Here is a 19,197-nt window from a genome sequence, read left to right on the forward strand (position 1 = left end):
GCCGGGTCGGTCCGCGTCCGCGTCGAGGATCACCGAGGATTTTTACTCTCTACCCGACGAAGCGCCGCCCATGCCACAGGTTCACCTCGACGAGGAGACGGTCGAGCGCCTCGACGCGCTCCGCGTCGACGACGAGGAGTACGACGAGATCGTCAGCGAGCTGATCAACATCTACGAGGCCGAGGAGCTGACGCTGTTCCGCAGCGGCGACATGGACTGACCGGCGCCGCGCCCGCCGGCCGCGGTCGTCCGTCTATTCCTGATACGCGACCCTGACCTGCTCCCACTTCCCGGTGTCCTCCAGGTGCGCCTGCAGCTCGTCGGCGTACTCCTGGACGAGGCGTTCGGCGGCGTCGAGCTCCTCGTCCGACCCGCCGCCCCCGCCGCCGGAGCCGCCGAGCCCGAGCGCGCCCTTGATCGAGTCGACGAGGCCGCCGCCGCCGGAGCCGCCGGAGTCGCCGTCCCCTCCCGGCGCCCCGCCCATCGCGGCGACCTGCGACCGGACGTTCTCCAGCTCCGGCATGATCGCCGGGAGACTGGAGGTGTCGGCGACGATCCGGGCGTCGTCGGGATCGGCCGCGTTCTCGATCTCGAACTCGGTCGCGGTCATGATCAGGCCCCACTCCTGGCTGGAGAACCGCGAGGCCGCCACCCGGTCCGTGAACTGGTTGTCGACGGTCATCCGCTCGCCGACGATCGCGTCTGTCCACTCGCTCATACCGTGCCGTTCGGTCGCGGCCGTACAAGCCCCTTTCCCTCGTCGCCCTCGCGGCGCTACGCTCTTGAGGATCGCTCTCGGGGCCCTTTAGCTCGTCCGGGCCATATCACCGGTATGAACGCGCGAACGCGACGCGACCTGCTCGGGACCGTCGGCGCCGCCTCCGCCGCCGGGATCGCGGGCTGTACCGGCGCGCTCCTCCCCGGCGGCGACGAGGGCGAGACGGAGACGGTCGACCGGACCGGCGCGGAGACCGTCGCGGTCGCGGTCGGCGCGGACGGCGGGTTCTCGTTCGCGCCGGCGGCGGTCCGGGTCGGCGTCGGGACGACCGTCGTCTGGGAGTGGACCGGCGTCGGCGGGAGCCACAACGTCGTCGACCGGGGCGGCGCCTTCGACTCCGGGCTCGCGGCCGCCGAGGGCCACGCGTTCGAACGCGAGTTCGCCGAGCCGGGGACCTACGAGTACGTCTGCACGCCCCACCAGACGCGGGACATGGAGGGGACGATCGAGGTCGTCGAGCGGTAGTCGATCCGACGGCGAGTCTGCCCGGTCAGCTAAAAGAGCCCGTCGAACGCGTCGCCGGCGAGTCCGGGACCGTTCGGCACCGACGCCTCCCCGTCAGCGACCGGACACGGGTCCGGCGCGAGGTCGTCGGCGAGGAGCGAGGCGGTGGCGAGCCCGCAGGGGGCGACGTCGGGGACCGCGGCCGCGACGTGGACCGCGGCGGTCCGCGCGACGACGGCGTCGATCGTGGTGGTGATCACGGGCTCGACGCCCGCCGCCCGCGCCCGCTTCGCCGCCGCCAGCACGCGGTCCGGCCCGCCGAGCGCCATCGGCTTCAGCACGACGACGTCGGCCGCGTCGGCGGCGAGGACGGTGTCGAGGTCGCGCCGCGCCAGCGACTCGTCGAGCGCGATCGGGACCGCGGAGCCGCCGTCCTCGTCGTCGGCGTCGCGGTCTCGGTCGCCGCGGCCCTCCCGGAGCGCCGCCGAGCCGTCGAGGTCGTCGGCGGGGAGCGGCTGCTCGACGTACGCGAGGTCCAGCGGCGCGAGGCGGTCGACGGCCGCCCCGGCGGTCGCCCGGTCCCACGCGCCGTTCGCGTCGGCCCGGAGCGCGACCCCGTCGCCGACCGCCTCCCGGACCGCGCGCAGGCGCTCGACGTCGGCGTCGAGCGAGCGCGCGCCGACCTTCACCTTCACGCAGTCGAACCCGTCGTCGACGGCGCGCTCGACCGCGGCCGCGGTCGCTTCCGGGTCGCCGTCGCCGACCGTCGCGTTGACCGGGACCGACGCGGCCGGCGTCGGCAGGTCGCGCGCGGCCGAGAGGTGCGCGGCCAGCGACCGCCCCTCCCCACGCGCCGCGGCGTCCGCGAGCGCGAGCGCGAGCCCGTGTCGCGCCGCCGGCGTCTCGCCCGGGTCGATCCGATCGAGCGCGTCGGGGCGGAGACCGCCGTCGTCCGTCCCGACGCCCCGCAGGGCCGATTCGCACGCCGACGGCGACTCGGTCCAGCCGGGGAGCGGGGCGGCCTCGCCGACGCCCGGAGCCGGTACGCCGTCCTCTGTCCCGACACCGACCACGAATCCCTCGCGCTCCGTGATCTCCCCGCGTGCCGTACCGAGCGGCCTCGTCAGGCCGACGGAGAATGGGCGGAGTCGCACGGTCAGACCGCGAGGCCGACCGCGAACGCGACGGCGTACGCCGCGAGGAGCTTCCCGGTCGACTCCAGCGCGGGGTTGAGCGCGTCGCCGGCGGTCTCCGTCAGGACGGTGCGCGCGACGGCGGCCGCCAGCGGGAGCGTGACGAGCGGGAGCAGCACCGCGGGGCCGTCGCCCCGGGCGAGGAACCAGAAGGGCGTGAGGTAGGCGAGCGCGAGGAGCCCGACGTACTGGGCGCGCGAGAACCGGTAGCCGAACCGGACCGCGAGGGTGCGCTTCCCGGTCGCCGCGTCCTCCTCGCGGTCGCGGACGTTGTTGACGACGAGGATGTTCGTCGAGAGCGCGGCGATCGGGAGGCTGGCGACGACGGCCGCGAGGGTGACCGTGCCCTCTGGGATCCACAGCGGGAACGACTCGCCGACGAGGGCGGCCGCCTGCACGTAGTAGGTGCCGGTGACGGCGATCACGCCGAAGAAGAGGAAGACGAACAGGTCGCCGAGCCCGTGGTAGCCGAGCGGGTACGGCCCCCCGGTGTAGGCGATCCCCGCGGCGACGGACGCCAGGCCGATCGCGAGGATCGGGACGCCCCCCACGTAGACGAGGTACGTGCCGACGAGGATCGCGGCCGCGAACGTCAGCCACATCGCCCGCTTCACCTCGGCCGGCTCGATGAGGCCGCTGGCGACGACGCGGGTGAACCCCTCGCGGTCGTCCGTGTCGGCGCCCTGGATCGCGTCGTAGTAGTCGTTCGCGAAGTTGGTACCGACCTGGATCAGCGCCGCGCCGACGAACGCCGCGAGCGCCGGGAGCGGGGCGAACGCGCCGGTCCGGAGCGCGAGCCCGACGCCGACGATCACCGGCGCGGCCGCCGCGGGCAGCGTCTGCGGCCGCGCGGCGATCACCCACGCCCGCCGCCGCGACACCTCGGTGCTCATTGGCGGCGATAGGCGCGTCGCGTCCCTTAACCTTGCCTTCCCGGACCGGTCCGCGTTCCGGATCGACCCCCTTCCGAATCGATCCGCTTCCGAGTCGATCCGGCGGAGCCGTCCGCGACACCCACAGCTATCCCGACCGACGACGACTCCCCCACATGGCCCGCGTTCCATACGCCGACGCGTCGGACGTGCCCGCGGAGTACGAGGAGCTGCTGGAGTCGTCGCTTCAGGGGAAGCCGCTCAACGTCTACCGGTCGCTCGGCAACAATCCCGAGGTGCTCGCCGGGCTGCGCTCGTTCCTGAGCTCGCTGTGGACGGACAGCGGGCTCTCGGAGCGCGACCGCGAGCTCGTCATCCTCGCCGCCGCGAGCGAGACGCGCAACCGCTACGAGTGGCACCAGCACGTCAACATCGCCCGCGACGTCGGGATCGACGACGAGGTCATCGCCGGGATCGGCACCGGTGACCTGTCACCCCTCGACGGCGACGAGACGACGCTCGTCGAGTACGCCGTCGCGGTCGTCCGCCGCGAGGTCGACGCGGTCGCTCACGAGGAGACCGCCGCCCGCTACGACGACGAGACGGTCGTCGGCATCGCGGCGCTCGCGCAGGGGTACGCCGGACTCGGGGGCATGATCGACGCGTTCGACCTCGAACTGGAGGACGGCGACGAATTCCACGGCTGGGACCCGCGGTAAGGCGAGACGACGGATCCCCGCCTCCGCCCCAGTCACCGCCCTCGACGACCGACAGATACGACAGGCACCGGTCCCTACCCGGAGTATGAGCGATACGACGCCCGGCGGGGAGACCGGGGCGGAGTCGACCGAGGGCGAGACCGAGTCCACCGAGGCCGAGGCGAACGGGATCGCGGCGCGATACGAGGTGGCCGACGGCGAGCGGCGCCTCACGTTCTCGACCGGGGGCGGCGAGGCCACCGTCGCACAGAACGTCGAGGGGTACGCGATGCTGAAGGTCCGACCCGGGCCGGCCGGCGACGAGCTGGAGCGCTACTACGGGTTCGACATGGCGCTCGACCACGCCGCGGAGCTGCTCGGCGTCGCCGTCAACGACCTCCCGGTCCCCGACGCCGCCGCCGACATGGGGATGTGACCGCGGCTGGCTACGACTACATATAGATAGAGTGCGGTGGCGTGCGCCTGCGAGCGCCCGATAGGGCGCGAGCAGCCCGCACGAGGGAGTCGGTCGTCCGGAGCAACGCGGAGGACGACCGACGAGGCTGGGGAGGCGTGAGGTGCGGTGCGTGCGGGGTGGGATTCAAAGGGGCAGTCGCGAGGGCGGCGCAGGCGACGTAAGCACCGCAGCGAAGGAGCGCTAGCGACTGAGCGAGGAGCGCAACGAGCGTGCGCCGCCCTCGCGGCTGGGGCTTTGGAGGGCTTCACCGTCGATCAGCTGTCGATAATTTATAAATGATTGGCTGGGCCTTCGGAGACGCGTCTGAATCGTCCAGCGTCGACTATTTGTAAATATAAACCCCAGTCGATCGCTTATTCGCTCACTTCGACCGTGATCTCGTCGCGTTCGACGGCGAGCTTGAACGTGGGGACGGTCCGGTAGACGACCTCGACGACGTTCTTGCGTTCGAGGGTCCGGAGCGCGCGCCGCACCTCGTCGACCTCGGGGTCGACGTCGTACGCCTCGCGGACCGCGTTGAGCACGCTGACGACCGACTGCGAGCGCTCGTCGGGGCCGGCCACGACCTCGAACACCTGCGCGACCAGCTCCGGGACGCGGATCGTCTCCGGCGCGCCGCCCTTCGCGACCGCGTCGGCCTCGATCCCGGGCTCGACGTCGACGAGGTCGTTCGCCTCCGCCGTCGACCGGATCAGGCTGTCGTCGTCGCGGTAGTAATACTCCTTCAGGTGGTTCTGCAGGTACTGGTGCACCTCGCTGCCGCTGTCGAGCCCCCACGCGTCCTGCAGCTCGCCGTTCTTCGTCGGCTGGAGCCGGACGACGTCGGCGAGCCGGCTCCGCTCCTCGTCGGTCAGCGCCATACCTCCCCGTTCACCGGGGCGGGTATGGACGTTCCGGATCGCGATCCGGGGGCGATCCGGGGCGGGTACGGACGATCCGGGGACGATCCGGGACGGTCCGATCCCGTCTCACCCGTCAGGGATCCGCCGATCCGTCGGCCGACTCGCCGTCGGCCGCTCCTTCGGACCCGTCGTCGGCCGCCTCTCCGAACTCGTCGTCGACTCCCCACCGCTCCTCGATCGAGTGGCCGTGCGAGTCGGCGGCGTCGACCCCGGTCGCGGGGCCGCCGGACTCGTCGCCGGCCGTCGCCGCCTCGGGGCCGTCCGCGTCGCCATCGGCTTCCGCCGGTGATTCGGGGTCCGTCACGCGGTCGGCGACGAGCGTCGAGAGCGGGTCGACCGTCACGGTCAGCCGCGCCACGACGAAGACGAGCGGGACGAACGACGCGACCAGGAACGCGGCGTCGTACGCCCACGCGAACCCGTCGAGCAGCGGGACCACGGCGCCGGCGAACCCGCGGTGCGCGACCAGCACGGCCGCGAGCACGACGAGCCAGTAGGCCAGCGCGGCGCCGTTCTCGGCGACGCGCTCGACGCGTTCCGCGGCGTCCGTCCGGTGGAGCGCGGCGCGCGTCAGCGAGGCGACCCTCGGCGCGGCGTACAGGAGGAGCGCGACGACCGCGGCCGTCACCACGGCGCCCGCGACCGCGGCGAACGTGACCGGCGTGAGCGGGACCAGGCGGTCGACGCCCGGCAGCAGCGTGAACAGGTATAACACCCCCACCAGCGCGAGCGCCGCGATAGCGACCCGACTGGCGGAGCGAACGGTCTCGCGGTCGAACGCGTCCGTCGCCGGCGACTCGGATTCGGTCATGATGCGCCCGGGGGAACGGGCGGGAGGCACATAACCGGCCGAGACGCTCAAGGCGGTTTAACGCGGATTAAGCGCCGACTGCGGCGTTCTCAGTCGGCGTCTTCGACCGCGCTCGCGGCGCGGATCACGGTCTCTTCGTCGAACTTCGGGCCGACCAGCTGGAGCCCGACGGGAAGCCCGTCGGCCTCGCCCGCGGGCACCGATATCGCCGGGAGGTTCGCGAGGTTCACCGGGGTCGTGTTCGCGTCCGCGAGGTACATCCGCAGCGGGTCGTCGAGGCTCTCGCCGAGCTCGAAGGGGAGCACCGGCATCGTCGGCGACGCTATCACGTCCACGTCCGCGAACGCCTCCTCGAAGTCCCGCCGGACCCACGCGCGGGCGTCCTGCGCCTTCTCGTAGTACTTGTCGTGGTAGCCCGCCGAGAGCGCGTACGTGCCGAGCAGGATCCGGCGCTTGACCTCCGCGCCGAACCCCTCCTCGCGCGTCTCCGCGAACGACTCGTTCCAGTTCCCGTCCGACTCGGCGCGGTTCCCGTACCGGACGCCGTCGAAGCGCGCGAGGTTCGAGGAGGCCTCCGCCATCGCGATCACGTAGTACGCCTGGACCGCGTGTTCGACCGACGGGAGCGAGATTTCGATGGTCTCCGCGCCCCGCGCCTCTAAGTCCGCGATCGCGGCCTCGACCGTCTCGACGACGCGCTCGTCGGCGCCCTCGAACAGCTCGGTCGGGACGCCGACCGTCAGTCCGTCGACGTCGCCGTCGGCGGCCGCGGCGTAGTTCGGGTCGGGGTCGGCGCCCTCCACGTCGGCGAGATCGCGCGTGGTCCCGTCGTTCGGGTCCGGCCCCGCGATGACGTCGAGCGCGGCGGCCGCCTCCTCGACGGTGCCCGCGATCGGGCCGATCTGTTCGAGGGAGTTCGCGTACGCGACGAGCCCGTACCGCGAGACGAGCCCGTACGTCGGCTTGATCCCGACGACGCCGCAGAACGCGGCCGGGCAGCGCACCGACCCGCCCGTGTCGGAGCCGAGCGCGAGGTCGGCCTCGCCCGCGGCGACCGCCGCGGCCGATCCGCCCGAGGAGCCGCCCGGGACGCGCTCCGGGTCGACGGGGTTCCGCGTGGGACCGAACGCGGAGGTCTCCGTCGTCGTCCCCATCCCGAACTCGTCCATGTTCGCCTTGCCGACGACCGTCGCGCCGGCCGCCGCGAGGCGGTCGACGACCGTCGCGGAGTACGGCGGGACGTAGTCGGCGAGCATCTCGGAGCCGCAGGTCGTCCGGATCCCCTCCGTGGAGATGTTGTCCTTGACCGCGACGGTCTTGTCGGCCAGGGGGCCCTCGGCGTCCGCGTCGCCCTCGACCGTCTCCTCGGTGATGAACAGGTTGAGATCGGCCGCCATCACGACACCTTCGGGCCGACGAAGTAGCCGTCCTCCGTCTCCTCGGCGTTCGACAGCGCCTCCGCCTGCGTGAGTCCCGCCTCGACCTCGTCGGGACGCATCACGTTGACGAGGTCCTCCTCGCGCTCGGTCTCGGGGACCTCGTCGAGCGCCTCGAAGTAGTCGAGGATGTCGCCGAACTGCGCCGCGAACTCGTCGACCTCGTCGTCGGCGAGCCGGACGCGGGCCAGCTCCGCGACGTGACGGACCTCCTCGGCGTCGACGGCCGCGGCGTCGGACCCGTCGGGCGAGTCCGCGTCGCCCGACTCGCCCCCCGCCGCGTCACCAGTCGACTCGGACGTATCGCTCATACGCCGAGGTGTCGCGCTCGGGGAGTAAGGGTTTCGGAACGTCGCACCGGGGGGTGTCTCCCGGAAAAATCGGCGCGCGCGGTCACTCGCCCTCGTCGGCCCGGACCGTCACCACCGGCGCGTCCGCCATGCGCACCACCTTCTCCGTGACGCTGCCGAGGAGGTAGCGCTCGACGCCGGTCCGGCCGTGCGTCCCCATCACGACGAGGTCGACGTCGCGCTCGTCCGCGTATCCCAGGATCGCCGAGTGGGGGGTTCCCATCTCGACGGCGACCTCCAGGTCGATCCCCTCGGACGACTCGGTCCCCGTCTCGGATTCGGTCCCGGTCTCGGACCCGGTCTCCGTTCCGAGGAGGTCGCGCGCGTGTTCCGCGAGCTCGTCGGCGATCTCGTCGCGGTCGAGCCGGTCCTCGTGTCGGCCGATGTATCCCCCCTCGGGCGACCGTCCGCTCATCGCCTGGCTCTCCTCGTCGAGGAACGCCCCGCTCAGTCCGAGGCCGCCCTCGCGGGTGTCGACGACGTGGAGCACGTGGACGGTCGCGTCGAACGCGGACGCGAGCTCCCCGACGTGCGCCGCCGCCGCCTCCGACCCGGTGCTCCCGTCCGTCGGGTACAGGATGTCGTGGTACATGGTACCACCACCCGGTAAATTCGTAGAGTAGCGGTAAAAACGCACCGCGGATTCCCGAACTCGGCCGATTCGACCGCCGGTCGGGCGCCGCGACTACAGCAGGTCGTTCGAGACGAGCCGGTCGACCGCCTCGCGCAGGCGCTCCTCGCTCGCGGCGTACGAGATCCTGGCGTGGCCGGGCGCGTTGAACGCGCTGCCCGGGACGCAGGCGACCGCGGCCTCCTCGATCGCGGCCTCGCACCACGCCTGGTCGTCGTCCGCGACCGGAATCATCATGTAGAAGGCGCCGTCGCCGACGTCGACGTCGACGCCGTGCTCGTCGAACAGGTCGACGAGGAGGTCGCGGCGGTCGGCGAACGCCCGCCGCATCTCCTCGACCGACTCGTCGGTGTTCTCCAGCGCCTCGACGCCCGCGCGCTGCACGAAGTTCGTGGCGCAGGAGACGGAGTGCGAGTGGAGCTTCCCAGCCTGGCCGACGAAGTCGTCCGTGGCGTGCAGGTAGCCGAGCCGCCAGCCGGTCATCGAGTACGCCTTCGAGAAGCCGTTGACCGTGACCGTGCGGTCGGCCATCCCGTCGAGGCTCGCGAGCGAGACGTGCTCGGCGTCGTAGATGATGCGCTCGTAGATCTCGTCGGCGATCACGGCGACGTCGTGCTCGACGGCGAGGTCGCGGACGCCCTCCAGCGCGGCCTCCGAGAAGACCGCGCCCGTGGGGTTCGACGGGGAGTTGACGACGAGCAGTTCGGTGTCGTCCGACACCGTCTCCGCGAGATCGTCGAGCGCGGGCTCCAGCTGGAAGCCGTGCGGCGACAGGTCGACGCGGGAGAGGTCGCCGCCGGCGAGCTTCGCCATCGCCTCGTATGAGACCCACGCCGGATCGAGGAGGACGACCTCGTCGCCGTCGTCGATCAGCGTCTGGAACGTCTCGTACAGGGCCTGCTTGCCGCCGGGGGTGACGATCACCTCGTCGGCGTCGGCGTCGATCCCGGTACCGCGGAGCTTCTCGGCGATCGCCGCCTTCAGCTCGGGGATCCCGTTCGAGGAGGTGTACCCCGTGTGGCCCGCGTCGAGGGCCGCCTTGCCGGCCTCGACGACGTTCTCGGGCGTGTCGAAGTCGGGCTCGCCGACCGAGAGGTCGACGATGTCGGCGCCCTCGGCCTCCTTCTCCGCCGCGAGGTTCGATATCGCCAGCGTCGCGCTGGGCTCTACGCGTCCGATCCGCTCTGAGAAGTCGTATGCGTCGCTCATTGTCGTTGGGTCCGTCTGTCGTCTCCGGCGCTCATTCGAGCTCCTCCGCGAGGTCGATCGCGGCGTTCGCCGCCTCCGCGCCCTTGTCTATCCGCTCGCGGGCCTCCGCGCCGGACATCCCCGGGCCGCTCACGCCGAACGTCACCGGGGTGTCGCGGTCGAGGCTCACGCGCGTGAGCTGTTCGGCGGTCGCGCTCGCGATGACGTGGTCGTGGTCGGTGTCGCCGGTGACGATGGCGCCGACGACCGCGACGGCGTCGACGTCGTCCCGGCGCGCGAGCCGGTCGGCGGCCAGGGGGCTGTCGTACGCCCCCGGCACGCTCACCTCGTCGACGACGACCGCGTCGCGGTCGGCGGCCGCCTCGCGGGCGGCCTCGGCCATCGGCTCCGTGACGGAGTCGTTGAACCGCGCCACCACCAGTCCCAGCGAGACCATACGAACGGTCGCACGGGCGACGGCAAAGGTCTACCGTTCCGGGGCCGGGTTCCCGGGCGAACCGATTCGGGAACGACGCCGGAGCGGGCGAGTATTGCTTATAAATGAATGAGGCGGTCGGCGCGTGCCTGCGAGCGGCCGACAGGCCGCGAGCCAGCACGCGCGAGGGAGTCGCGAGCGTAGCGGGCGACCGAAGGGAGCCCCGAGCGAGCGACGAGGTTGGGGAGGCGTGAGGCTGCGGGGCGGTGCAGTCGGGTGGGACTCAAAGGGGCAGCCGCGAGGACGACGCTTGGCGACGCAAGCACTGCAGGGAGCGAGCAACGCGAGCGACTGAAGCGCGCAGCGAGCCACGCGAGTCCTCGCGGCTGGGGCTTTGGAGGTGTTCCTCGCAAAGTAGTCAGTCGGTCATCTGCGATCGGCCGGGACTCAAAAGGCGTTCACTGCGGAATTCACCGATTACTTCGCGACCTTCGCCTCGAACTTCTCGCGCACCTTCTCCATCTTCGGCTTCGCGTGGAAGGTGCAGTAGGCGTCGTTCGGGTTCTTCGTGAAGTAGTCCTGGTGGTGCTCCTCTGCCCGATAGAATGTCTCCAGCCGGTCGAGCTCCGTCACCACGTCGTCGTCGTACTCCTCGTCGAGCGCCTCGACGTAGGCCGCGGCGGCCTCGCGCTGGGCCTCGTCGTGATAGAGGACGATCGAGCGGTACTGGCTCCCCACGTCCGGGCCCTGCCGGTTGAGCTGGGTCGGGTCGTGGATCTCGAAGAACGCCTCCAACACCTCGTCGTAGGCGACCACGTCTGGGTCGAACTCGACCTGCACGACCTCGGCGTGGCCGGTGTTGCCGGAGCAGACCTGCTTGTACGTGGGGTCGTCGACGTCGCCGCCCGCGTAGCCGGAGGTGACCGACTCGACGCCGGCGAGCTGTTCGAGCGCCGCCTCGACGCACCAGAAGCACCCGCCGCCGAGCGTCGCGGTTTCGAGCTGATCGGACATAGGCGTTGCAAGGGCTCGGAGACGTATTAATCACGCGCGCTTGTGAGGGAGACGTGATTCACTCAGCGGGGCCCCGTGTATAAATCGTCGAGACAGAATCGGTGAACACCTCCAAAGCCCCAGCCGTCGAGGCGGGCGCACGCTCGCTGCGCTCCTCGATCGCTCGCGTTGCTCGCTCTCTGCGGTGCTTGCGTCGTCATCAGAACGCGGAGCGTTCTGATTGGCTCACGAGAACGGAGCTCTCGTGAACGCCTGCGCCCGCCTCGACGGCTCCCCCTTTGAGTCCCACCCCGCCCCGCACAGCACCGCACCTCACGCCTCCCCAACCTCGTCGCTCGCTCGGGGCTCCCTACGGTCGCCCACAGCGCTCGCGACTCCCTCGCGCGGCGCTGTTCGCGCCCGATGGGCGCTCACAGGCGCGCGCCACCGCGGTTGAGTTACAAACACTCTCGTAGACTCAGTTTTTAAGCGGCTGAGCGCCGACCCGACCGTATGGACGAACTCGCGGACCTGACTGAGACGCTCGTCTCGATCCCCTCCCACGAGGACGAGGCCGCCGCCGGCGACGCCATCGAGGAGTGGCTCCGCGCGGAGACCGACGCGCGGGTCGAGCGCGACGACGCCGGCAACGTGATCGCTCGGAAGGGAGCGACCGACGATCCCGACGCCGACGCGCTCGCGCTGGTCGGCCACCACGACGTGGTCCCGCCGGCCGAGCGCCAGACGACCGGCGGGGGGAGCGCCGGCGACTACGTCGTCGAGCGCCGCGACGGCCGGATATACGGCCGCGGCGCGGCCGACATGAAGGGCGCGGTGGCGGCCTGCATGCTCGCCTTCCGCGAGGCCGAGCCGCCGGCGGGCCGCGAGCTCGCGTTCGCGTCGTTCGTCGGCGAGGAGGTCGGCGGCGAGGGGGCGCGCCACGCGATCGACGCGGGGTTCGCCCCCGACCGCGCGCTCGTCGCGGAGGGGTCGACGGACTACTCGAAGCCCGGCGTCACCGACGTCGCCGTCGCGCACAAGGGCCGGCGCGCGTCGACGCTCGTCGCGCACGGGACCGCGGCGCACGCGTCCGAGCCGGAGGCGGGAGAGAACGCGATCTACCGCGCGAGCGACGCGATCGACGTGGTCCGCGGGCTCGACGCGCCGGAGGCGACGGTGTTCGGCGAGTCGGTCACCGGCTCGCTCGCCGTGACGATGGCCCACGGCGGCGAGACGTGGAACGTGATCCCGGAGCGCTGCGAGGTGACGGTCGACGAGCGCACCGTCCCCGGCGACCGCGCCGACCTCGCCCGCGCCGAGGGGGTCGCGGGCGTCGAGTGGGAGGTCGACCAGGACCTCCCGCCGATGGCCTGCGGCGACGACGCCTTCGCCGACGCCGCGCTGGCGGTCGCCCGCGAGGTCCACGACGAGCTGGGGCTCGACGCGCCCGAACGCGTCGTCAAGCCGCACGCGACCGACGCGGGCTGGCTCGCCGAGGCCGGCACCGACTGCCTCGTCTGCGGCGCCTCCGAGCCGGGCGAGGCGCACACCGACACGGAGAGCGTCGGGATCGAGGTCCTCGACCGGTGTTATCGCATTTATAAGGGAATCTCCGAACGACCGCTCTGAGCGCCGGCGAGGGGAGGCGTCTCGGGGTGTCCTCTCGCCGCGAGCGACGCGGTATGGAAGGGGTTTTATGCGCCCCGCGGGAACTGTGGGCTACTATGGGAGACAAGTCGAAGGCTCAGAAGAAGCGTCTGGCGAAGGCGGAGCGCCAGAACACCCGCGTCCCCGCGTGGGTCATGATGAAGACGGACATGAACGTGACGCGAAACCCCAAGCGGCGCAACTGGCGCCGGAACGACCTGGACGAATAGATGAGCACCAGCGACTTCGAGGAGCGCGTCGTCACCGTCCCGCTCCGCGACGCCAACGACAAGCCGGTCCAGGAGCGCGCCGACTTCGCGATGCGGATCGTCCGCGAGCACCTCGCGCAGCACTTCTCCGTCGACGAGGACGACGTCGTCATCGACACCTCGGTCAACGAGGCCGTCTGGGCGAACGGGCGCGAGAACCCGCCGAGCAAGGTCCGCGTCCGCGCGGCCCGGTTCGTCGAGGACGGCGAGCCCGTCGTCGAAGCCGAGTACGCCGAGTAACGTGTTACGGGCGACCTTCACCGGCTCGTCGTACGTGGGCGTGTTCGCCCGCGCGATCGACGACCTCCTGTTGGTTCGGCCGGACGTCGACGAGGAGCTCGCCGAGTCGCTCGGCGAGGAGCTGGACGCCGAGCCCCTCCTCACGACGGTCGGCGGCGCCAACACCGTCGGCTCCCTCGCGACGGGCAACGAGAACGGGGTTCTCGTCTCCGCGCGGGCGACCGAACGGGAGCGGTCGCGGATCGCCGAGGCCGCCGACCGCGAGGTCGGCGAGCTCCCCGGCGAGATCAACGCGGCCGGGAACGTCGTCCTCGCGAACGACTACGGCGCCTACGTCCACCCGGACCTCCCGCGCGAGTCGATCGTGACGATCAGGGACACCCTCGGCGTCCCCGTGGAGCGCGGCGACCTCGGCGGCGTCCGCACCGTCGGAACGGCGGCGGCCGCCAACGACGCCGGCGTCCTCTGTCACCCGAAATCGAACGAGTCGGAGCTGCAGGCCGTCGAGGAGGCGCTCGACGTCCGCACCGACCTCGGCACGATCAACTACGGCGCGCCGCTCGTCGGCTCCGGCCTCGTCGCCACCGACGAGGGGTACGTCGTCGGCGAGGACACGACCGGGCCGGAGCTCGGCCGCATCGAGGAGACGCTCGGGTTCATCGACTGACTCCGGATTCCGCCCCGCCGACCGCGGCGCGACCGCTCGGACCGCCGTTTCGCCGTCCGCGTGCCCCGGTGCCGTTCGCCTATTCTCCCCGAATTCGCGCCGTAACCTCCGAGCGAGGCGGATCCGGCCCGCGTCTCCGTTCCTCGCTTTTTAGGAAGATACTTCCCTGTCCCTGCCGGATCGGTGAACATGAGTACCTACACGGTGAGTGGACGGTTCCAGAGCCGAGGCGACTACCAGCCGTTCACGAAGGAGGTCGAGGCCGAGAACGAGGACCTCGCCCGCGAGCGCATCTACACCACGGTCGGGAGCCAGCACAACCGGAAGCGCACCCAGATCGAGATCGAGGAGGTGTCCGCGGCATGATGGGCGGCGGGCAACAGCAGCTCCAGCAGCTCTCGCAGGAGCTGCAGGCGCTCGACGAGGAGATCGAGGCGCTCGAAGCGGAGATCGCGGAGTTCCGCGAGGAGCAGTCCGACATCGACGACGCGGTCGAGGCGATCGAGACCCTCGACTCGGGGTCGACGGTGCAGGTCCCGCTCGGCGGCGGCGCCTACGTCCGCGCCGAGGTCCAGGATATCGACGAGATCATCGTCTCGCTCGGCGGCAACTACTCCGCCGAGCAGAGCGAGGAGGACGCGATCGACGTGCTCCGGCGCAAGCAGGAGGCGCTCGACGACCGCATCGAGGAGACGCAGGCGGAGGTCGACGAGCTCGAAGACGAGAGCGAGGAGCTCGAACAGCAGGCCCAGCAGATGCAACAGCAGATGCAGCAGCAGCAGATGCAGCAGATGGGACAGGGCCAGGACGACGGGGAGTAACGACTGACCGTGTTCGACGGACTGAAGGACAAGCTCTCGGGGTTCCGGGAGGACGTCGAGGAGAGCGCGGACGTCGAGGAGGAGCCCGCAGAGGGCGACGAGCCCGCGAACGGCGACCCGACGAGCGGCGACCCGGCCGCCGGCGACGACGCCGCCGCGAGCGGTGACGCGGAGGTGGTCGCGGCCGAGGCGCCCGCGGACGCCGAGGCGGAGCCCGCGAGCGACGCCGCCGACGACGAGCCGAGCGCCTTCCAGCGCGCGAAGGCGTTCGCCACCGGCCGGATCATCATCGAGGAGGAGGACTTAGAGGAGCCGCTGTGGAACCTGGAGATGGCCCTCTTGGAGAGCGACGTGGAGATGAGCGTCGCGGAACAGATCCTCGACACCGTCCGCGAGAAGATGCTCGGCGAGTCGCGCAAGCAGGTCGAGACGACCGGCGAGCTGGTCGAGTCGGCGCTCCACGACGCCCTGCTCGACGTGATCGCCGTCGGCCAGTTCGACTTCGAGGAGCGGATCGCCGAGGCCGACAAGCCCGTCACCATCGTCTTCACCGGCGTCAACGGCGTCGGGAAGACGACGAGCATCGCGAAGCTCTCCGAGTGGCTCGCCGACCGCGGCTACTCGTCGGTGCTGGCGAACGGCGACACCTACCGGGCGGGCGCCAACGAGCAGATCGCGGAGCACGCCGACCGGCTCGACCGGGAGCTGATCTCCCACGACCAGGGCGGCGACCCCGCGGCCGTCATCTACGACGGCGTCGAGTACGCCGCGGCCAACGACGTCGACGTCGTGCTCGGCGACACGGCCGGCCGGCTCCACACGAGCGACGACCTGATGGCGCAACTGGAGAAGATCGACCGCGTCGTCGACCCGGACATGACGCTGTTCGTCGACGAGGCGGTCGCGGGCCAGGACGCCGTGAACCGCGCGAAGGAGTTCAACGACGCCGCCGAGATCGACGGCGCGGTCCTGACGAAGGCCGACGCCGACTCCTCCGGCGGCGCCGCCATCTCGGTGGCGTACGTCACCGGGAAGCCGATCCTCTTCCTCGGGACCGGACAGGGGTACGACGACCTCACCCTGTTCGAGCCCGAGGCGCTCGTCGAGAGCCTGCTCGACGAGGAGTGAGGCGGGCGGTCACCGCCCTCGCTCCGCCGCTTCCTCGCGCTACCCTTCGCCGACCATCCGCTCCTCCTCGTCCCACTCGCGCTCGCGCAGCTCGTACTTCTGGATCTTCCCCGTCGCCGTCGTGGGAAGCTCGGCGACGAACTCCACCTCGCCGGGGGTCTTGTAGTCGGCGACGCGCTCGCGGACGAACGCCTTCAGCTCCTCGGCCGTCGCGCCCGGATCGTCCGGGTCGCCGCTCGCCGGGACGACGAACGCCTTCGGCGTCTCCCCCCAGCGCTCGTCGGGCGCCGGGATGACGGCGGTGTCGGAGACGGCGTCGTGCTCGAAGAGGGTGTCCTCCAGTTCGATCGAGGAGATGTTCTCGCCCCCGGAGATGATGATGTCCTTCTTGCGGTCCTGGATCGAGACGAAGCCGTCCTCGTCGACGACGGCGAGGTCGCCCATGTGGTAGTAGCCCTCCAGCCGCTCCGAGAATGCCGCCTCGGTGGCCTCGGGCTTGTTCCAGTAGCGGTCCATCACCTGGTTCCCGCGGACGACAATCTCGCCGATCGTCTCGCCGTCGGCGGGCACGTCCTCGCCGTCCTCGTCGACGACGCGCACGTCGGTGCCGAGGTAGCCGATCCCCTGCGTCTTCTTCACCGCGAAGCGGTCCGGCGAGTCCGCCTCAAAGTGCCGCTTCGCGTCCGAGGTGGTGATCAGGGGACCCGTCTCGGTCGCGCCGTACACATGTTTGAGCTCCCAGCCGAACTCCTCCTCGACGGTCCGGATCGTCGCCTCCGGCGGCGCCGCGCCCGCGGTGGCGACCCGCACGTCGCTGTCGCCGGTCGTCGCGCCGCCGTGCTCGGCGTGGTGGTCGCCGAGCATGTTGAGGACGGTCGGGGCCGCACAGAAGTAGGAGACGTCCTCCTCGCGGATCCGGTCGAACGTCTCCGCGACGTCGACGCCGCGGGTGCAGACGTGTCGGGCGCCCAGCCCCGTGATCGCGTAGATGTGCCCCCAGCCGTTGACGTGGAACATCGGGAGCGTCCAGAGGTAGACGTCGTCGTCGGTGATCTCCTGGTGGATCGCGATGAGGTAGGCGTGGAGCGTCTCGGCGCGGTGGGTGCGGCAGACGCCCTTCGGGTCGCCGGTGGTCCCGGAGGTGTAGTTGATCGTGATCACATCGTCCTCGTCCATCTCCGGGCGCTCGTAGGCGTCGGGGTCGGCGGCGTCGAGCGCCGCGTCGAACGACTCCCAGTCGCCCGCGACCGCGTCCGCGTCGTTCGTGAGGAACGTCTCCGTCGGCACCTCGTCGCGGACCGCCTCGATCCGGTCGGCGTACTCGGCGTCGGCGTAGATCGCGTCGACGCCGGCGTCGGAGAGCATGTACGCGAAGTCGTCTGGCGTGAGCCGGTAATTCAGCGGCGCGTGGACCGCACCGACCTGCATCGCGCCGTAGGCCGCTTCGAGGTGGTAGTGGGTGTTCGGGTCCAACACCGCGACACGGTCGCCCTTCTCGATCCCCCGCGCCTGCAGGGCGGCCGAGAACCGGTCCGCGCGCTCGCCGAGTTCGGCGTACGTGTACCGCGTCCCGTCAGTCGCCAGGACGGCCTCCTCGTCCGCGTAGTGCCGGCGGGCCCGGTCCAGGAAGTCGGTCGTCAGTAGCGGTTTTCGCATCAGTTTATCACTATTTATGATTGATAAAAGCGTTTGCGGCCGACGCAAGCAAGCCAGGGGACGGCGCCGTGACTTCCCTCGTTCGGCTCCGGCGATCTCCACCTCGGTGATCCGGGGTGTAGAGGCCCGTATTCGGAGCGTGGGGACCGGCGTCGGAGCGTGGGGACCGGCGTCGGAGCGTGAGGACCCGCGTTCGAGGCGCGGGGCTCGGCACCTCGCCTCGGGAACGGGGGTTTACACGGCGCCCGCCCCACGGGAAAGGTATGACCGACGGATCCGGCCGGCCGATGATCGCCGAGGGGTACGTGGTTCCCATCGCGGGACTGATGGCGCTGCTGTTCGCCCTGATGGCGGGACTGACCGCCGGTCGCGCGCTGTCGGGCAACCCCGCCGACGCCGCGCTCCCCCTCGCGTTCGCCCTCGGTGCGCTCGCCGCGATCCGGATCCGCGGGCGATACGCCGCCGACTGACGCGAACGCCGTCGCCGTCGGGACCTGAGACCCCGCCGAATTCGGGTGATTCCGCCGCCCTCGGTATATAAATCGCGCGCGGCCGAATCGCATACGGGCGACGGGATCAGAACCCTTAACAGTCGCAACGGGTTTTGATACGATAGCGGGATGGGATAGCCAGGAGATTCCGCCGGGCTCATAACCCGGAGATCGGTAGTTCAAATCTACCTCCCGCTATCTTCTGTCGACGACCGCGAACGCCGAGCGCTGCGAGGCGCGAGCGGCGTCGTCGACGAGATAGCCCCGGAAGGGATTTGAACCAGGGAACGGAGCGGTGCGGAGCGATCGCGGTTCAAATCTACCTCCCGCTACTTCCGGCCGACCGCCACGTTCGTAGCGGCGGTCTCGTCTCGCGCCGACTCCCCTTTCGACCCGTCGCTCTCGAACCCGGAAGCGATTTCCGTCGCGCTGTCGTTCCCTCGCGTATGGATTACGAATCGAGCCTCGACCGCGCGATGGAGGAGGTACCGGACCTCGGCGGCTCCGACGAGCGGCTGTCGGTGCCCGACCCGGAGACGCAGAAGGACGGCGCGTTCACCAGACTGACGAACCTCTCGGCGATCGCGGACGCCCTGAGCCGCGAGCCCGAGCACGTCCACTCGAAGATCCAGCAGGAGCTCGGGACCGCCGGCCAGTACGAGTCGGGCCGCGCCCGCTACAGCGGGAACTTCCGCGAGCGCGACTTCCAGGCCGCGGTCGACTCGTACATCGAGTCGTTCGTCACCTGCTCGGAGTGCGGCCTCCCCGACACGCGGTTGGAGACCGAGAACCGCACCCCGATGCTCCGGTGTGAGGCCTGCGGGGCGTTCCGCCCGGTCGCGAAGCAGAACACCTCGAACACCCAGCGGCAGGAGGAGGCCATCGAGTCCGGGAAGACCTACGAGCTCGAGATCGTCGGCACCGGTCGCAAGGGCGACGGCGTCGCCGAGGTCGGCGAGTACACCGTCTTCGTCCCCGGCGCGCAGGAGGGCGAGACCGTCACGGCGTACATCAAGAACGTCTCGGGGAGCCTCGCGTTCGCCCGCCGAGAGGACTGAGCGACCGGGT

25 protein-coding genes and 1 tRNA gene are annotated in these 19,197 nt (G+C 70.9%); 14 read left to right on the top strand and 12 right to left on the bottom strand.

The window, feature by feature from the left end:
• Positions 1-70 precede the first annotated feature (70 nt).
• Positions 71-220, top strand: coding sequence for a DUF7557 family protein (locus NO900_RS11620; RefSeq protein ID WP_256409389.1), 150 nt, complete (start codon positions 71-73; stop codon positions 218-220).
• Positions 221-253: 33 nt separating this feature from the next.
• Here the strand turns inward: NO900_RS11620 and NO900_RS11625 are convergent, their stop codons facing one another.
• Entirely contained in the window at positions 254-718 is a 465-nt protein-coding gene (locus tag NO900_RS11625) for a DUF5799 family protein (protein ID WP_256409390.1), read from the bottom strand.
• Positions 719-832: 114 nt separating this feature from the next.
• Here NO900_RS11625 and NO900_RS11630 point away from each other — a divergent pair, with 114 nt between their 5' ends.
• Positions 833-1,243, top strand: a complete 411-nt coding sequence (locus NO900_RS11630) for a halocyanin domain-containing protein (RefSeq protein ID WP_256409391.1) — start codon at positions 833-835, stop codon at positions 1,241-1,243.
• 29 nt (positions 1,244-1,272) lie between these two features.
• Here the strand turns inward: NO900_RS11630 and NO900_RS11635 are convergent, their stop codons facing one another.
• Positions 1,273-2,376 carry a mandelate racemase/muconate lactonizing enzyme family protein gene (locus NO900_RS11635; RefSeq protein ID WP_256409392.1) on the bottom strand — a complete coding sequence of 368 codons (1,104 nt, stop codon included), beginning with the start codon at positions 2,374-2,376 and terminating at the stop codon, positions 1,273-1,275.
• A 2-nt stretch (positions 2,377-2,378) separates the two neighbouring features.
• Complete coding sequence (locus tag NO900_RS11640; RefSeq protein WP_256409393.1) at positions 2,379-3,308, bottom strand: 1,4-dihydroxy-2-naphthoate polyprenyltransferase; 930 nt, start codon at positions 3,306-3,308, stop codon at positions 2,379-2,381.
• Positions 3,309-3,463: 155 nt separating this feature from the next.
• On the opposite strand from NO900_RS11640, the gene NO900_RS11645 reads away from it, so the two are divergent.
• Positions 3,464-4,006, top strand: a complete 543-nt coding sequence (locus NO900_RS11645) for a carboxymuconolactone decarboxylase family protein (RefSeq protein WP_256409394.1) — start codon at positions 3,464-3,466, stop codon at positions 4,004-4,006.
• Positions 4,007-4,091: 85 nt separating this feature from the next.
• Positions 4,092-4,421 (top strand): DUF7111 family protein, encoded by a 330-nt coding sequence (locus NO900_RS11650; protein WP_256409395.1) that lies wholly within the window; start codon positions 4,092-4,094, stop codon positions 4,419-4,421.
• A gap of 395 nt (positions 4,422-4,816) precedes the next feature.
• On the opposite strand, the gene NO900_RS11655 is transcribed toward NO900_RS11650, so the two are convergent.
• From NO900_RS11655 to msrA, 8 genes are all read right to left on the bottom strand, one after another.
• Positions 4,817-5,323: a DUF5797 family protein gene (locus NO900_RS11655; protein WP_256409396.1), complete on the bottom strand. Its 507-nt coding sequence runs from the start codon at positions 5,321-5,323 to the stop codon at positions 4,817-4,819.
• 115 nt (positions 5,324-5,438) lie between these two features.
• Positions 5,439-6,176, bottom strand: coding sequence for a hypothetical protein (locus tag NO900_RS11660; protein WP_256409397.1), 738 nt, complete (start codon positions 6,174-6,176; stop codon positions 5,439-5,441).
• Between the two features lie 89 nt (positions 6,177-6,265).
• Complete coding sequence (gene gatA, locus NO900_RS11665) at positions 6,266-7,573, bottom strand: Asp-tRNA(Asn)/Glu-tRNA(Gln) amidotransferase subunit GatA (protein WP_256409398.1); 1,308 nt, start codon at positions 7,571-7,573, stop codon at positions 6,266-6,268.
• Positions 7,573-7,923, bottom strand: a complete 351-nt coding sequence (gatC, locus tag NO900_RS11670) for an Asp-tRNA(Asn)/Glu-tRNA(Gln) amidotransferase subunit GatC (RefSeq protein ID WP_256409399.1) — start codon at positions 7,921-7,923, stop codon at positions 7,573-7,575. The genes gatA and gatC overlap by 1 nt, the downstream gene beginning before the upstream one ends.
• 82 nt (positions 7,924-8,005) lie before the next feature.
• Complete coding sequence (locus NO900_RS11675; protein ID WP_256409400.1) at positions 8,006-8,554, bottom strand: universal stress protein; 549 nt, start codon at positions 8,552-8,554, stop codon at positions 8,006-8,008.
• A gap of 93 nt (positions 8,555-8,647) precedes the next feature.
• A complete protein-coding gene (locus tag NO900_RS11680; RefSeq protein WP_256409401.1) occupies positions 8,648-9,802 on the bottom strand; it encodes a pyridoxal phosphate-dependent aminotransferase in 1,155 nt (384 codons plus the stop codon).
• A 31-nt stretch (positions 9,803-9,833) separates the two neighbouring features.
• Positions 9,834-10,238, bottom strand: coding sequence for a 6,7-dimethyl-8-ribityllumazine synthase (gene ribH, locus NO900_RS11685; protein WP_256409402.1), 405 nt, complete (start codon positions 10,236-10,238; stop codon positions 9,834-9,836).
• A gap of 456 nt (positions 10,239-10,694) precedes the next feature.
• Entirely contained in the window at positions 10,695-11,231 is a 537-nt protein-coding gene (gene msrA, locus NO900_RS11690) for a peptide-methionine (S)-S-oxide reductase MsrA (protein ID WP_256409403.1), read from the bottom strand.
• A 492-nt stretch (positions 11,232-11,723) separates the two neighbouring features.
• Here msrA and NO900_RS11695 point away from each other — a divergent pair, with 492 nt between their 5' ends.
• The 7 genes from NO900_RS11695 (at position 11,724) to ftsY (ending at position 15,982) form a co-directional block, all read left to right on the top strand.
• Complete coding sequence (locus NO900_RS11695; RefSeq protein ID WP_256409404.1) at positions 11,724-12,839, top strand: M20 family metallopeptidase; 1,116 nt, start codon at positions 11,724-11,726, stop codon at positions 12,837-12,839.
• A 95-nt stretch (positions 12,840-12,934) separates the two neighbouring features.
• A complete protein-coding gene (locus NO900_RS11700) occupies positions 12,935-13,087 on the top strand; it encodes a 50S ribosomal protein L39e (protein WP_004050128.1) in 153 nt (50 codons plus the stop codon).
• Positions 13,088-13,366: a 50S ribosomal protein L31e gene (locus NO900_RS11705; protein WP_256409405.1), complete on the top strand. Its 279-nt coding sequence runs from the start codon at positions 13,088-13,090 to the stop codon at positions 13,364-13,366.
• A 1-nt stretch (position 13,367) separates the two neighbouring features.
• On the top strand, positions 13,368-14,033 hold the full coding sequence (locus NO900_RS11710) for a translation initiation factor IF-6 (RefSeq protein WP_256409406.1): 666 nt from the start codon (positions 13,368-13,370) through the stop codon (positions 14,031-14,033).
• Between the two features lie 189 nt (positions 14,034-14,222).
• Entirely contained in the window at positions 14,223-14,399 is a 177-nt protein-coding gene (rpl18a, locus tag NO900_RS11715; RefSeq protein ID WP_256409407.1) for a 50S ribosomal protein L18Ae, read from the top strand.
• Positions 14,399-14,854, top strand: coding sequence for a prefoldin subunit alpha (pfdA, locus tag NO900_RS11720; protein WP_256409637.1), 456 nt, complete (start codon positions 14,399-14,401; stop codon positions 14,852-14,854). The genes rpl18a and pfdA overlap by 1 nt, the downstream gene beginning before the upstream one ends.
• Positions 14,855-14,863: 9 nt before the next feature.
• Positions 14,864-15,982 (top strand): signal recognition particle-docking protein FtsY, encoded by a 1,119-nt coding sequence (gene ftsY / locus NO900_RS11725; RefSeq protein ID WP_256409408.1) that lies wholly within the window; start codon positions 14,864-14,866, stop codon positions 15,980-15,982.
• A gap of 39 nt (positions 15,983-16,021) precedes the next feature.
• On the opposite strand, the gene NO900_RS11730 is transcribed toward ftsY, so the two are convergent.
• The gene (locus tag NO900_RS11730) at positions 16,022-17,638 is read right to left on the bottom strand and encodes a long-chain-fatty-acid--CoA ligase (protein ID WP_256409409.1); all 1,617 of its coding nucleotides are present in this window, start codon (positions 17,636-17,638) and stop codon (positions 16,022-16,024) included.
• 263 nt (positions 17,639-17,901) lie between these two features.
• Here NO900_RS11730 and NO900_RS11735 point away from each other — a divergent pair, with 263 nt between their 5' ends.
• From NO900_RS11735 to NO900_RS11745, 3 genes are all read left to right on the top strand, one after another.
• Positions 17,902-18,108, top strand: a complete 207-nt coding sequence (locus tag NO900_RS11735) for a hypothetical protein (RefSeq protein WP_256409410.1) — start codon at positions 17,902-17,904, stop codon at positions 18,106-18,108.
• A gap of 144 nt (positions 18,109-18,252) precedes the next feature.
• A tRNA-Met gene (locus NO900_RS11740) sits at positions 18,253-18,327 on the top strand.
• A gap of 248 nt (positions 18,328-18,575) precedes the next feature.
• Positions 18,576-19,187, top strand: coding sequence for a translation initiation factor IF-2 subunit beta (locus NO900_RS11745; protein ID WP_256409411.1), 612 nt, complete (start codon positions 18,576-18,578; stop codon positions 19,185-19,187).
• Positions 19,188-19,197 lie beyond the last annotated feature (10 nt).

Source organism: Halorubrum rutilum (assembly GCF_024494565.1).